We start from the raw sequence: 14,668 nt of genomic DNA on the forward strand, positions 1-14,668 counted from the left end.
TCAACTATAAGTCCTATTAAATTACTCGGGATTAGCGCTTGCGAGGGGCGCAAAGCATAGCAAACTAGCCATACCTATGCATCAGTCGCTGGCTTGTCGCCTTGCTCCTTGCAGACACCGATAAAATCTTCATCGCGCAACACAGGCAAATCCTTCGCGCAGTAGTCGCTGCCTAGCGAGGTAAGCGCCTGGCACATCCCTTCAAGGCGACCATCTACCGCCTGCAAGTGATCAAGCAACTGACCGATCGCCCGCGACACAGGGTCCGGCATATCCTGACTAACGCCATAGGCGTCAAACCCGAGTTTCTCAGCCATGGCCTTGCGCTTGGCTTCTTGATCACTGTCGTCCTTGACAATGATTCGACCCGGAATTCCAACAGCAGTCGCCCCAGCGGGGACTTCCTTGGTGACCACCGCATTGGAGCCTATCTTGGCACCTGCACCCACGGTAAACGGCCCCAGAACCTTGGCACCTGCACCAACAACCACGCCATCCTCAAGGGTCGGATGGCGCTTACCTTTATTCCAACTGGTACCGCCCAGCGTAACACCTTGATACAGGGTTACATCATTACCAATCTCAGCGGTTTCACCAATAACGATGCCCATACCGTGATCAATAAAGAAGCGACGACCGATTTTGGCGCCCGGATGAATCTCAATACCCGTCGTCCAGCGACCAAAGTTTGAAACCACCCGCGCCAGCCACTTCCAGCCATTAACCCACAAGGCGTGCGCCACACGATGCAACCACACAGCATGTAAGCCGGGATAGCAGGTGACCACCTCAAAGGTATTACGCGCAGCTGGATCGCGATGAAATACGCTTTGAATGTCTTCACGGATGTGCTCAAACATCTGACTTCCCCTGCTTGTGGTGTTCACCGCGCGCGGCCTTGAGCGTTTCGGTCAAAATGCCGCGCAAAATATTCATCTCGGCTCGACTGATGTTATTGCGGCCATATAAACGCCGCAACCGACTCATCAGGTGCCGTGGATTCTCTGGATCAAGGAAGCCGATCTCTTCCAGTGCCTTTTGCAGGTGTGCGTAAAACGACTCCAACTCATCAGCAGTGACCAACTGAGTGTTGAGCATCGCCGTGGTTTCGAGCTTGGCCACCTTGGTTGGTTGATTTTGCGCAGCCAACCACGCCATGCGCACTTCATACGCCAACACCTGCACCGCCGCCGCCAGGTTCAGTGAACTGAACTCTGGATCAGACGGGATATGCACATGAAACTGACAACGCTGCAGCTCCTCATTGGTCAGGCCGGCGTATTCACGACCGAACACCAACGCAACATCAGCACCCTCCAGCGCTTGCTCGCACGCCGCCACCCCGCACTCACGCGGATCTAGCAACGGCCAAGGAATACGCCGATCACGGGCACTGGTGCCGAGCACCAGATTACAGCCAACCAGCGCTTCTTCAAGGGTGCCGACAATTTGTGCCGACTGAAGAATATCGCTAGCGCCAGACGCTCGCGCATCCGCCTCATGACTCGGGAAATCAATCGGATCGACCAAAACCAAACGGCTCAACCCCATGTTTTTCATCGCCCGCGCCGCGCCACCGATATTACCGGGATGACTGGTGTTGACTAAGACCACTCGAATATTTTGCAGCAACGAAAGCGCTCACACAGAATGCAGAAAGGAGCAAATCTTACAGAACCCACCTTGATTACGCCACGCAAGGCTAAGCGGCACTTCATATATGTAACTTTTCTGATAGAATGTTCGGCTTTCTTTAACGACCCAGGTGACCCATCCATGCAGCCTATGCTGAATATCGCGCTGCGCGCAGCCCGTAGCGCCGGTGAAATGATCTTCCGCTCTATCGAACGCCTGGACGTCATGTCGGTAGACGAGAAAGATGCCAACGATTACGTGACCGAGATTGATCGCTCCGCGGAGCAGATGATCATCCAGGCACTGCGCAAAGCCTATCCAACTCACGGCTTTTACGGCGAAGAAAGCGGCCTCACCGAAGGCACTGGCGATGGCGCTGACTATCTGTGGATCATTGACCCACTGGACGGCACCACCAACTTCGTTCGCGGCGTACCGCACTTCGCAGTAAGTCTTGCCTGTAAATACCGTGGCCGCCTTGAGCACGCCGTGATCATTGACCCGGTTCGCCAGGAAGAATTCACTGCCAGCCGCGGCCGTGGCGCAGCCCTCAATGGCCGCCGCTTGCGCGTAAGCACACGCAAGAGCCTCGACGGCGCCCTACTCGGCACCGGCTTCCCATTTCGCGATAGCCAAATGGACAACCTTGAGAACTACCTTGGCATGTTCCGCAGCCTGGTCGGCCAAACTGCCGGCGTACGTCGCGCAGGCGCCGCCAGCCTCGACCTGGCTTATGTTGCAGCGGGCCGTTTTGATGCGTTCTGGGAATTTGGCCTATCCGAATGGGACATGGCAGCGGGCGCACTGCTGATTCAAGAAGCAGGCGGCCTGGTCAGTGACTTCACCGGTGGTCATGACTTCCTGGCTAAAGGCCAGATCGTTGCCGGCAACACCAAGTGCTTCAAAGCTGTTTTGACCGCAATCCAGCCGCACCTTTCAGCATCACTGAAACGCTGAGATTGATTGTATTGAAAAGCGCCTGAGGGCGCTTTTTTATTGCCTACTCGGTTCACACACCCGACACGTACATAGCTTTCATAGTGCACCTGATGCCTTTTCTTCCATCATTAGCAGCGGCCTATATTTGGATGAGCCATGGTGGACAAGCTTCGCGTTGCCTCACACCACGCAACTCCATCACTTAAACAGCCGCCCACAAAAAAGCGCCCAATCAGGGCGCTTTTTTGTGCAACAGGATTACTGCGCTTCAGAAAGCATCAGCTTGCCGTCTTTAACCGGAATACGGCTGCCTGGATCTTCAGACATGCGCACCTGGCTAACCTTGCCATCTAACTCGTACTTAACGTTGTAGCCCACCAGCTTCTGGCTGGTATCGGTAACTGTCTTACAACGGTTTTCAGTCGTGGTGTAGGTATCGTTAGCCTGCATATTGCCCTGCACCTTGTTACCGGCGTAACCACCACCAATAGCACCCGCTGCAGTTGCAATTTTCTTACCGCTACCACCGCCCACCTGATTGCCCAGCAAGCCGCCTACAACTGCACCGATAGCTGTGCCGGCAATCTTGTGTTCATCCTGTACCGGACGCTGACGCGTCACGGTCACATCGCGACATTCCTGACGCGGGGTCTTGATAGTTTCGTTGATGGGCTCCACAGCCAGAACATCAGCGTAGTCCGGGCCACCGACCAAGCTGTAAGTCGCAACAGCACCACCGGCAGTTACGCCCACAGCACCTAATACCGCACCTACAAGTAATGACTTATTCATTATTGACTCCTGACCTTTTACTTGGCGAATCTCGCCCTATTCGAGGATAAGACAGCAAAAAGCCCCCGCAAGTTCAAAACTTGTGGGGGCTTGATGCATTACGTTCGACGCAGGCCTAAGGGCGCTCGTCGACCTCTTCCGCAACGACCGGTGGAATCAAGTCATCGACGCTCAAGTTGAGCCAGATCAACACCACGTTGGCGATGTAAATCGATGAGTAGGTACCGGCAAACACACCAATAAACAGCGCGACCGAGAACGAGAACAGATTATCGCCCGCAAAGATCAACAGCGCACCAATCGCCAACAAAGTCGAGATCGAAGTAGCCAAGGTACGTAGCAGGGTTTGTGTGGTCGAAATATTGATATTCTCAATCAAGGTCGACTTACGCAGCACGCGGAAGTTCTCACGCACCCGGTCAAACACCACGATAGTGTCATTCAGCGAGTAGCCGATAATCGCCAGAATAGCCGCCAGCGTAGTCAAGTCGAAGGTCACTTGGAAAAATGACAAGATACCCAGAGTCACGATTACGTCATGAATCAGCGAGACGATTGCACCGACTGCGAATTTCCACTGGAAGCGAAAAGCCAGATACAGCAGCACGCCACCCAGCGCCAGCAACATGCCGATACCGCCTTGGTCACGCAGTTCTTCACCCACTTGCGGGCCAACGAACTCGACCTTTTTCACTTCCAACTGATCGCCAGTTGCACGCAATGCGCTCGCAACCTTGTTACCCAAGTCCGGATCATCACCCTGCATGCGCACGACCACATCAGTCGTCGCACCAAAGCTTTGCACCACGGCATCAGTAAAGCCAGCGGACTGCAGCTTCTCACGCACCTGCTCCAAAACCGCAGGCTGCTCGTAGCTCAGCTCGATCTGAGTACCACCAGTAAAGTCCAGGCCGAAGTTCAGCCCCTTTACTGCCCAACTGCCCAGCGCCAGCAGCGTCAGGAAAACAGTCACAGCAAACGCGAGGTTCCGCGCACCCATGAAGTTGATTGTACGATTCATGTCAGCCCCTTAAATCCACAACTTCTTGAAGTCACGCCCACCGAAAATCAGGTTGACCATAGCGCGGGTCACAAAGATAGCGGTAAACATAGACGTCAGGATGCCAAGCGACAGTGTCACCGCAAAGCCCTTAACCGGCCCTGTACCCATTGCGAACAGAATGCCACCGACCAGCAATGTAGTCAGGTTGGCATCGACGATCGCCGAGAATGCACGATCAAAACCTTCGTGAATTGCCCGTGGAATCGACATTCCATTAGCGATCTCTTCACGAATACGCGAGAAGATCAGTACGTTGGCATCAACCGCCATACCCATGGTCAATACGATACCGGCGATACCTGGCAAGGTCAGCGTTGCACTGAGCAACGACATCAATGCCAGCAACATGATCATGTTGAAGCCCAGCGCGATAGTCGCCAACACACCAAAGAAGCGGTAAATCGCGATGATAAACAGAGACACGAACAACATGCCCCACAACGCCGCTTCAACACCTTTGGCAATATTGTCCGCACCCAGGCTAGGACCAATGGTGCGTTCCTCAGCGAAATACATCGGCGCAGCCAGACCACCAGCACGCAGCAGCAGCGCCAATTCAGACGACTCACCCTGACCATTCAGGCCGGTAATTCGGAACTGACTGCCCAGCGGCGACTGAATGGTTGCCAAGCTGATGATTTTCTTTTCTTCGATGAAGCTCGGCACGGGGACTTCTTGCTCCACGCCATCAACCGTCTTGCGCACATATTTGGTGGTCGGCTTTTGCTCGATGAAAATCACCGCCATGCTGCGCCCGACGTTGCTGCGCGTAGCGCGGCTCATCAAGTCGCCACCGTGGTTATCCAGACGGATATTCACTTGCGGACGGCCGTTTTCATCAAAGCTGGCCTGCGCGTCAGTCACTTGGTCACCGGTGATGATCAGCTCACGCTCAAGATCAACAGGCGGGCGACCCGGCTCACGAAACTCAAAGGCTTCGGTCGAAGCCTTTGACGCATCAACAGCGGCCTCAAGACGGAACTCAAGGTTCGCGGTTTTACCCAGAATACGCTTGGCTTCAGCGGTGTCCTGGACACCCGGCAGCTCCACCACAATACGATTTGCGCCCTGACGCTGAACCAATGGCTCAGCCACACCTAACTCGTTAACACGGTTGCGCACTGTGGTCAGGTTTTGCTTGATCGAGTATTCGCGAATTTCAGCAATCTTGGCATTAGTCAGCGTCAAACGCAGCACTTGCATGCCGTTACGCTCAGCGGTGGCCAGCTCAAAATCAGTGAATTCCTTGCGTACCAGGCTGCTAGCCTTATCAAGCGCGTCTTCATCAGCGAAGCCCAGCTGAATAGCACCACCCTGCTCGGGCATGCTGCGATAACGCACACGCTCTTTACGCAGCAAAGTTTTCACCTCGCCCTCGTAAACCTTGCGACGTGCATCCAAGGCTTTTTCCATGTCCACTTCGAGCAAGAAGTGCACACCACCGGAAAGGTCGAGACCCAACTTCATCGGCGTCGCACCAACACTGCGCAGCCAGTCAGGAGTCGTTTGTGCCAGGTTCAGCGCAACGACGAAATCTTCACCGAGCGCCTTACGCACGATGTCTTTTGCAGGAAGTTGATCTTCCTTCTTGGCCAAGCGCAGCAAGCCTGCCTTGCCCTGATCAGCAACGCTAAGGCCCTTGACATCAATGCCGGCCTCCTTCAACGCACGGTCTGCACGATCTAGATCAGACTGTTCGATGCGCTTGGCGATGCTGGTACCACTGATCTGAATCGCCGGATCATCCGGGTACAGATTTGGCGCAGAGTAGAGAAAGCCGACGGCCAATACGACCACAATCAGCAGATACTTCCAAACTGGAAATTTATTGAGCATGACGCCGCCCGTTATAACGCGGGGCGCATTTAGCGCCCCGTCGAATGGTAAAGGTTTGAAACTCAGATGGCTTTCAGAGTGCCTTTAGGCAAGGTCGCTGCAATGGCAACCTTCTGAATTTTCAGCTCAACGGTATCCGATACTTCAATGACCACAAAGTCATCGCTAACTTTGTTGACTTTGCCCGCGATACCACCGGTGGTTACAACCTCGTCGCCCTTCTGCAAGCTACCCAGCAGGCTCTTGTGCTCTTTGGCACGCTTAGCCTGCGGACGCCAGATCATCAGATAAAAGATGACCAGGAAGCCGACCAGAAATACCCACTCAAAACCGCTACCAGCTGGGCCGGCTGCAGGTGCAGCGGCGTCTGCGAATGCTGCAGGGATAAAAAAGCTCATGTATCACTCCTGTTGGAACAGTTCTTTTTAAAAAAACTCAGTTTTAGTCCAGCGGCGGCGTTGGCAAGCCACGCTGGGTGTAGAAGCTATCGACAAAGGCGGCCAATGTACCCTGTTGGATAGCACCGCGCAAACCAGCCATCAAGCGCTGATAGTGACGTAAGTTGTGGATTGTATTGAGCATACTGCCCAGCATTTCGCCACACTTGTCTAAATGGTGCAGATACGCACGGGAAAAATTCTGACAGGTGTAGCAATCGCAGTTGGCATCCAAAGGTGAATCATCGTGACGATGCACCGCATTACGGATTTTCAGCACGCCTGTATCGATGAACAAATGACCGTTACGCGCGTTACGCGTTGGCATTACGCAATCGAACATATCCACGCCACGGCGCACACCTTCGACCAAATCTTCAGGCTTGCCCACTCCCATCAAGTAACGCGGTTTTTCAGCCGGCATCATTTCTGGCAGATAGTCGAGCACCTTGATCATTTCTTCTTTCGGCTCGCCAACCGACAAACCACCGATTGCCAAACCATCAAAACCAATTTCATTGAGGCCGTCGAGCGAGCGCTGACGCAACTCTTTATGCATGCCGCCCTGAACAATGCCAAACAGCGCGGCAGTGTTATCGCCATGAGCAACCTTGGAGCGCTTAGCCCAACGCAACGACAGCTCCATCGACGTCTTGGCGACATCGAACTCAGCCGGGTACGGCGTGCACTCGTCGAAAATCATGACCACATCAGAACCCAAGTCGCGCTGGACCTGCATCGACTCTTCCGGGCCCATGAAAACCTTTGCACCATCAACCGGAGAAGCGAAGGTCACGCCCTCCTCCTTGATTTTGCGCATGGCGCCCAAGCTGAATACCTGAAAGCCGCCGGAGTCTGTGAGGATCGGACCTTTCCACTGCATAAAGTCATGCAGGTCACCGTGTTCCTTGATTACCTTGGTGCCCGGGCGCAGCCACAGGTGAAAGGTATTCCCCAGAATCATCTGCGCGCCAATCGCTTCGATATCGCGCGGCAACATTCCTTTGACGGTGCCGTAAGTACCGACCGGCATAAAAGCAGGCGTCTCAACCACGCCGCGAGGAAATGTCAGCCGCCCACGCCGGGCCTTTCCTTCGGTCGCCAGTAACTCGAAAGACATACGGCAAGTACGCGTCATACGTGATCCTCAGGCCCGCGCGCCGCGGGATTACGGGTGATAAACATCGCATCACCATAACTAAAAAAGCGGTAACCCTCGGCAACAGCACTCTGATAAGCCGCCATGGTTTCCGGATAACCTGCAAACGCCGACACCAGCATCAGCAAGGTCGACTCAGGCAAGTGAAAATTGGTTACCAAGGCATCAACCACATGAAAGGGCCGGCCTGGGTAAATAAAAATATCTGTATCGCCACTAAATGGCTTGAGTTCACCATCGCGCGCAGCCGTCTCCAGCGAACGCACGCTGGTGGTGCCAACCGCAATCACCCGCCCGCCTCGCGCACGACACGCGGCCACTGCATCAACTACGTCCTGACCAACCTCAAGCCACTCGCTGTGCATGTGGTGTTCTTCAATACGCTCAACGCGCACCGGCTGAAAGGTCCCAGCACCGACATGCAGCGTGACAAAGGCAGACTCAACGCCTTTATCAGCAATGGCCGCCATCAATTCCTGATCGAAATGTAGCCCCGCCGTTGGCGCCGCCACCGCGCCAGCGCGCTGCGCATAGACCGTCTGATAACGCTCACGATCGGCTTCGTCGTCTGGGCGATCAATATAAGGCGGCAGCGGCATATGGCCGACCCGTTCCAGCAAAGGCAGCACTTCCTCTGCAAAACGCAACTCGAACAATGCATCGTGACGGGCAACCATTTCGGCCTCGCCACCGCCCTCAAGCAAAATCTGCGACCCCGGCTTTGGCGATTTGCTTGAACGTACATGCGCCAACACACGATGCGTGTCGAGCACACGTTCAACCAACACCTCAAGTTTGCCGCCCGACGCCTTCTGCCCAAACAAACGCGCAGGAATTACCCGCGTGTTGTTAAACACCATAAGGTCGCCCGGACGCAGAAACTCAAGCAAGTCGCTGAATTGGCGATGGCCCAATGCACCGCTCGGCCCATCAACAGTGAGCAGGCGACTTGCGCACCGCTCGGTCAATGGATGACGAGCAATCAGGGCTTCAGGTAGATCAAAATGAAAATCGGCAACACGCATGACAGAAGGGTCAACTAGCAGGGCGGCAAAGTTTAGCGGAAAATATTAAAAATGACCACGAAAGAGCATTGACCAACTCGAAACTCGTCCCTATACTTCGCCGCCATTGTGCCCCGGTGGCGGAATCGGTAGACGCGGCGGATTCAAAATCCGTTTTCGAAAGAAGTGGGAGTTCGAGTCTCCCCCGGGGCACCACAAACTCGAAGAAAGGCCTTGATTATCAAGGCCTTTTTTTATGGATGAAGTAAAAGTGGCGTAACAGCTTTTTGAAAAACTGTCGTCAGACGCAACGCCCCAACTGCAACCTGACAACACACTCTGAGTGGATCATCGAGCCCCCCGCCTTGCTTCGACACGATAGCGAGCAACCAATTACTACAGCGCTTGTTGGCACCTGAAAAAGCTGAGTCCAAGCTAGACATACATCCGCAGCTAGACAAGCATCGCCTTTCGTACCGAACTATCTCAGTATTACCGACAGCGCGGAGTAATGGTTCGAGCCTTAAACAAGTTTTTCAAACACTTAGACCAGCCTTTTTTTCATCTACGGAGCTTGTGTCACCCCACGCACTTCGCTGTTCGATTACACACCCAACCTTGGCTAAAGCGTGCTAATCAGGAATTGGGAACTCCATGAAAAAACTAGTTAGCCCCTGCTTAGAGCTGCACCAAATTTTGCCCTTGTGCGCCTCAACAACCGACCGCGTTATCGCTAAACCTAAACCTGCGTTGCTCGGCCCGCCCTCTCGGCGCGCCGGATCCGCACGAAAAAAACGGTCGAACAGTTTATCCAAGTAATCTGGATTGATAGCCTCGCCAGGGTTTGCGACCGTAAGCGTGACAGCACGTGCGGCTGACTTAATCACTATGGAGATAACTTTGCCTGGAGGGGTGTAACGCAGCGCATTAGAAAGCAGGTTTGAGATGGCCCGATCTAGCATAAGCCTGTCGCCTAATACATAGCCATTGCCTGTCAGATGAAGCTGAATACCCAGCTCATCGGCAAGTAAGCTGTAGTACTCAAGCAGCTTACCGACCAATCCATTCAGCTCAATGGTTTCCTGCTTAGGGATGATCAGGCCATTGTCCGATTTAGCCAAAAATAGCATGTCGTCAATCATTCGCGACATCTTGTTTAGGTCTTCAAGGTTCGAGTACAAATTCTCCTGATATGACTCAATGTTTCGTTGCTGGCTCAGAACCACCTCGGTATGGGTGACTAGGTTGCTGACAGGAGTTCTCAGTTCATGAGCGATGTCTGCGGAAAAGTTGGACAACCGAGTGAATGCATCATCAAGACGCGAAAGCATTTCATTGAATGAGCTCACCAATTCCTGCAGCTCTTGCGGCACAGGCTCCAGCGGGATTCGATCATTCAGTGAGCGTGCTGACATTGCTCTGGCTGTTTGCGTTACTTGGCGCAGTGGTTCTAGGCCACTGCGGGCCACCAAATAGCCGAGCACAGCGCTCATCAAAGCACTAAGCACCAAGCCTAGCCAGAACCAGCGCTGCAACATTTCAAAAAAATTTTGGTGGGTCGTGACATCAATAACCAATAGCACCGTTTGTGCAATGGACTGGATCTCCACAGGGATATCAGCCGATAGGCCTCTATAAAGGCGTCCATCCTCTGCCCACTCAAACATGCTTTGACTTGGTGGGTCCTGATATTCTACTGGGAGTATGAATGACTTAGGCGCAGAGAAAATCACCTTCCCGTCGTGATCGAAGATAAAAGCCGCGAGATCTTCGTGCGCCCCCAGTAGTGCATTCAATTGTGGTTTAGCACTGATAAATTGCTGATTACTTTGAATGCCATTCAAAATATGCTGAGCAGAGGCGATTTTTTCATCTAGGATCTGCTGATCAAGCATTTTAAAATGGTGCTTGGCTAGCGCATGAAAGCTTAAGCCCGCTGCAATTAGAACGGTGATAACCCCGAGCATGAACATCATGCTCATGCGAGCAGTGAGTGAGTATCGCTTCATGGTGTATCTGGAGCGTCAAGCATATAACCCATGCCGCGGGCGGTATGAATCAGCTTCGGTTCAAAGTCATCGTCAATCTTCGCGCGCAATCGGCGAATAGCAACTTCGATTACATTGGTGTCGCTATCAAAATTCATATCCCAAACTTGCGAGGCAATAAGTGCCTTCGATAAAATTTCGCCTCGGCGCCTCATGAGCAATTCGAGCAGCGCAAACTCTTTAGCGGTGAGATCAATTCGTGTGCCACCGCGTAACGCTCGACGCTTCATCAGATCGACTTGCAAGTCGGCGATATTCAGGCTGGTGAGTATCGGCGAACTGTTACCACGACGTAACAATGTTCTGACCCGTGCTAGCAATTCAGTGAAGGCAAACGGTTTAATCAAATAATCATCAGCTCCGAGCTCTAAGCCCTTCACGCGATCATCGACACCATCTCTTGCGGTGAGAAACAGCACAGGAACAGCGTTATCCACTGCACGGAGTCTACGCAACACCTCCCAGCCGTCCATACCGGGCATCATCACATCGAGAATCAGCAACTCGAAAGGCTCGCTTAATGCAGTCTGCAGCGCATCAGTGCCGGTCATTACCCGTGTCACGTTAAACCCGGCTTCAGAGAGGCCTTGTTGAAGGTACATTCCTACTTTGGGTTCATCTTCTGCGACTAGAAGCTTCATAGAGGGAGTCCAGTGACGGTGGGCTATTAGTGTGCAACCAAACCTATCTGTTAACCATAAGCTTACAAAAATGTAATTTCGCTACCCTGCGCCTGCTGGCAAGCAACACCCAACTGACCATACCGGTCATTATTAAATTCTCGGAGACGCCCAATGCTATTAAAAAATTTTCTGCTAGCGCAGTTTAACGCAGTGGTTAGTGTCAACCGACGCAAACCACTGTGGAGCCGTACTTAAATAAAATCACACAACTGAAGCCCGACACTTGACCTTACCGCGGTGAGAAGGTTGACACTGTTTGTGCTGCATCAACCGACGCTAAGCATGTGGACTGCAACAGAGTAGATTTTCAGATAACGACATGGGTCATAACCGCTGCATTAAAGAAATAATGCAGACTTTTCACGGAGCGAATCAGAACACATACGCTCATGTTGAGCGAGGAAGAACCTGCATCTGTTGAAAGCACCCTGAACCAAAACGAAGTGCATGAACACCAACTTTAATTGTCTAACAGTGCACTGACAGTTATTTGAAAGCGGCCCACTGCCTGCTCACAATCAAAGAGTTCAGATACTAAACTAATTGCATTTAGTTTTGATTGCCACATTAAAATTTTAGTCTTTCAGATGCTTTATCGATCATTTTATATCTTCGATATCACGACAATTGCTCGGGGCTTATTTGTTATCAAGTGAATTAATTAATGATGTGACAAAGGCGTCTATCAATGGCATTGACAGACGGTAAATCAAGGCTAAGCATTCTAACAAATAACATGCAGCAACCTGACAAAACTGTAATTTTGAGATCAGTTTTTTGACAGGCCGTGAGCGTTAAAGTGACATCGAACTAACCGCTCAGAGCATAAAATTAAATAGGCTCATTACGTAATCAACCGAGGTAATTTAAATGAAAATACTCAACGCTTTATTGATCACAGCCGTCCTAATCACCCCATCCTTGGCAATGGCTGAAGGTGGCGGGGATCGTACTTTTGTACGGATGCAAGCAGCAAGTGAGCGTAGTACCCAATCCTTTCAACTAGCCAGCCAGCAACAGCAAAAAACAACGATTACAACGACAGATCAGAAGCACAGCCATTCCAACTGCTAATCCGTTTTAAAGCTGACATAAATGTAATCAAGTGACCGCTTGAAATATGGCACTTTGTAAGTGTCAGCCTCTCACCGGAACGTAGCAAACAGTGGTCGCAGCACGTGCGCATAATCGTCGTAATTAAATTGAGTGGATCTGATCAACGCACGCGGCTGACGTGTTCGGCAGCGGCATTACCAAGTTAAACGGACTTATTAATATGCAGTGTAAAACCTCAAGACGAACCTTTGTTAAAGGCTTGGCCTCCGCCGGTATTATCGGAGGTCTAGGCTTGTGGCGCACGCCGGTTTGGGCAGTTACCAGCCCAGGTCAGCCTCAAGTACTTACTGGCACTGAGTTTGATTTATTTATTGGGGAGACCCCCGTCAATATCACGGGCAAGGCACGTCTCGCCAAGACAATTAACGGCTCAATGCCGGGACCCGTTTTACGTTGGCGCGAAGGCGACACGGTTACACTGAGAGTTAAAAATCGCCTCAAAGAAGACACCTCCATTCACTGGCACGGCATCATCTTGCCAGCGAACATGGATGGCGTACCCGGTTTAAGCTTTGCCGGTATTGCCGCCGATGGCATGTACGAATACAAGTTCAAGCTCAATCAAAACGGTACCTATTGGTATCACAGCCACTCCGGACTACAGGAACAAGTTGGCGTGTATGGTCCATTGGTTATCGATGCCAAGGAACCAGAGCCTTTCGCCTATGACCGCGACTATGTGGTGATGCTTACCGACTGGACCGATGAAAACCCGGCGACAGTCCTGAGCAAGCTGAAAAAACAATCCGATTACTACAACTACCACAAACGTACAGTTGGTGATTTCATCAATGACGTCAGCGAGAAAGGCTGGTCGGCAACGCTTGCAGATCGAAAAATGTGGGCCGAAATGAAGATGAGCCCTACCGATCTTGCTGACGTCAGCGCGTTTACTTACACCTATTTAATGAATGGCTACGCCCCTGATGGCAACTGGACTGGAATTTTCAAACCGGGCGAGAAAATTCGCCTGCGCTTTATCAATGGCTCAGCAATGAGCTATTTCGACGTGCGAATTCCGGGTTTGAAAATGACCGTTGTTGCATCCGATGGTCAGCATATTCAACCAGTTAGCGTCGACGAACTGCGCGTTGCAGTCGCTGAAACCTATGACGTAATTGTTGAGGTCACTGATCGAGAGGCCTACACCATCTTTGCTCAATCTATGGATCGCACCGGTTATGCGCGGGGCACCTTGGCTGTTCGCGAAGGCTTGAGTGCATCCGTACCTGAGACAGACCCTCGACCTTTGATTTCCATGAGCGATATGGGCATGGACCATGGAAACATGGGCAGCATGGCTGGTAAGAGTGACATGGAGGGCATGGATCACAGCAGCATGCAAGGAGACATGAGCACCATGGACCATAGCAAAATGGCAGGCATGGATCACTCAGCGATGAGTGGTATGAGCGAGGGTATGCAGACTCATCCGGCATCCGAGAAAGATAATCCGCTAGTTGATATGCAAACCATGATGCCAACCCCTAAGTTGGACGATCCAGGCATTGGCTTGCGCGATAACGGGCGTCGAGTGCTCACTTACGCCGACTTAAAAAGCACGTTTGAAGACCCTGATGGTCGCGAACCAAGCCGAACTATTGAATTGCACCTCACCGGGCACATGGAGAAGTTTTCTTGGTCACTCGATGGCATTCCGTTTGCGGACGCCGAGCCTGTGCGCCTGAAATACGGCGAGCGCGTCAGAATCACCTTGGTCAACGACACCATGATGACGCACCCCATCCATCTTCACGGCATGTGGAGCGATCTAGAGGATGAGAACGGTAACTTCAAAGTTCGCAAGCACACGATAGATATGCCACCTGGAACCAAGCGCAGCTACCGCGTGACAGCAGATGCGCTAGGGCGTTGGGCTTATCACTGCCATCTGTTGCTACATATGGACATGGGCATGTTCCGCGAAGTACGTGTGGAAGAGCAGAGGATTTAATA

At 52.2% G+C, this 14,668-nt stretch carries 13 protein-coding genes and 1 tRNA gene; 4 read left to right on the forward strand and 10 right to left on the reverse strand.

All coding sequences use genetic code 11. The annotated features are described in order from the left end of the window. Window positions 1-74 precede the first annotated feature (74 nt). Both cysE and trmJ read right to left on the reverse strand, forming a co-directional pair. The gene (gene cysE / locus ACN0UH_RS06355) at window positions 75-860 is read right to left on the reverse strand and encodes a serine O-acetyltransferase (RefSeq protein WP_417661269.1); all 786 of its coding nucleotides are present in this window, start codon (window positions 858-860) and stop codon (window positions 75-77) included. Beyond that, window positions 853-1,632, reverse strand: coding sequence for a tRNA (cytosine(32)/uridine(32)-2'-O)-methyltransferase TrmJ (gene trmJ / locus ACN0UH_RS06360; RefSeq protein WP_417661270.1), 780 nt, complete (start codon window positions 1,630-1,632; stop codon window positions 853-855). Before trmJ ends, cysE begins: the two co-directional genes overlap by 8 nt. Window positions 1,633-1,776: 144 nt before the next feature. Between trmJ and suhB the strand changes: the two genes are divergently transcribed. Continuing rightward, window positions 1,777-2,592, forward strand: a complete 816-nt coding sequence (gene suhB, locus ACN0UH_RS06365; RefSeq protein ID WP_417661271.1) for an inositol-phosphate phosphatase — start codon at window positions 1,777-1,779, stop codon at window positions 2,590-2,592. A 240-nt stretch (window positions 2,593-2,832) separates the two neighbouring features. Here suhB and ACN0UH_RS06370 read toward each other — a convergent pair whose 3' ends face one another. The 6 genes from ACN0UH_RS06370 to queA form a co-directional block, all read right to left on the reverse strand. After that, window positions 2,833-3,366, reverse strand: a complete 534-nt coding sequence (locus tag ACN0UH_RS06370) for a glycine zipper 2TM domain-containing protein (RefSeq protein WP_417661272.1) — start codon at window positions 3,364-3,366, stop codon at window positions 2,833-2,835. A gap of 115 nt (window positions 3,367-3,481) precedes the next feature. Beyond that, window positions 3,482-4,387: a protein translocase subunit SecF gene (secF, locus tag ACN0UH_RS06375; protein WP_417661273.1), complete on the reverse strand. Its 906-nt coding sequence runs from the start codon at window positions 4,385-4,387 to the stop codon at window positions 3,482-3,484. Window positions 4,388-4,396: 9 nt separating this feature from the next. After that, window positions 4,397-6,265, reverse strand: coding sequence for a protein translocase subunit SecD (gene secD / locus ACN0UH_RS06380; RefSeq protein WP_417661274.1), 1,869 nt, complete (start codon window positions 6,263-6,265; stop codon window positions 4,397-4,399). 62 nt (window positions 6,266-6,327) lie between these two features. Next, window positions 6,328-6,663, reverse strand: coding sequence for a preprotein translocase subunit YajC (yajC, locus tag ACN0UH_RS06385; RefSeq protein WP_087516030.1), 336 nt, complete (start codon window positions 6,661-6,663; stop codon window positions 6,328-6,330). A 43-nt stretch (window positions 6,664-6,706) separates the two neighbouring features. Further along, the gene (tgt, locus tag ACN0UH_RS06390; protein ID WP_417661452.1) at window positions 6,707-7,822 is read right to left on the reverse strand and encodes a tRNA guanosine(34) transglycosylase Tgt; all 1,116 of its coding nucleotides are present in this window, start codon (window positions 7,820-7,822) and stop codon (window positions 6,707-6,709) included. 14 nt (window positions 7,823-7,836) lie between these two features. Continuing rightward, window positions 7,837-8,886, reverse strand: a complete 1,050-nt coding sequence (gene queA / locus ACN0UH_RS06395) for a tRNA preQ1(34) S-adenosylmethionine ribosyltransferase-isomerase QueA (protein ID WP_417661275.1) — start codon at window positions 8,884-8,886, stop codon at window positions 7,837-7,839. Between the two features lie 110 nt (window positions 8,887-8,996). Between queA and ACN0UH_RS06400 the strand changes: the two genes are divergently transcribed. After that, window positions 8,997-9,081 (forward strand) — tRNA-Leu (locus ACN0UH_RS06400). A gap of 416 nt (window positions 9,082-9,497) precedes the next feature. On the opposite strand, the gene ACN0UH_RS06405 is transcribed toward ACN0UH_RS06400, so the two are convergent. Beyond that, the gene (locus ACN0UH_RS06405) at window positions 9,498-10,874 is read right to left on the reverse strand and encodes a heavy metal sensor histidine kinase (RefSeq protein ID WP_417661276.1); all 1,377 of its coding nucleotides are present in this window, start codon (window positions 10,872-10,874) and stop codon (window positions 9,498-9,500) included. After that, window positions 10,871-11,554, reverse strand: a complete 684-nt coding sequence (locus tag ACN0UH_RS06410) for a heavy metal response regulator transcription factor (RefSeq protein WP_417661277.1) — start codon at window positions 11,552-11,554, stop codon at window positions 10,871-10,873. Before ACN0UH_RS06410 ends, ACN0UH_RS06405 begins: the two co-directional genes overlap by 4 nt. A gap of 912 nt (window positions 11,555-12,466) precedes the next feature. Between ACN0UH_RS06410 and ACN0UH_RS06415 the strand changes: the two genes are divergently transcribed. Both ACN0UH_RS06415 and ACN0UH_RS06420 read left to right on the forward strand, forming a co-directional pair. Then, entirely contained in the window at window positions 12,467-12,670 is a 204-nt protein-coding gene (locus tag ACN0UH_RS06415; protein WP_417661278.1) for a co-regulatory protein PtrA N-terminal domain-containing protein, read from the forward strand. 202 nt (window positions 12,671-12,872) lie between these two features. Beyond that, window positions 12,873-14,666 (forward strand): copper resistance system multicopper oxidase, encoded by a 1,794-nt coding sequence (locus ACN0UH_RS06420; protein ID WP_417661279.1) that lies wholly within the window; start codon window positions 12,873-12,875, stop codon window positions 14,664-14,666. The last annotated feature ends 2 nt before the right edge of the window (window positions 14,667-14,668 follow it).

This window comes from Pseudomonas sp. (assembly GCF_048265905.1).
Classification (GTDB): domain Bacteria; phylum Pseudomonadota; class Gammaproteobacteria; order Pseudomonadales; family Pseudomonadaceae; genus Aquipseudomonas.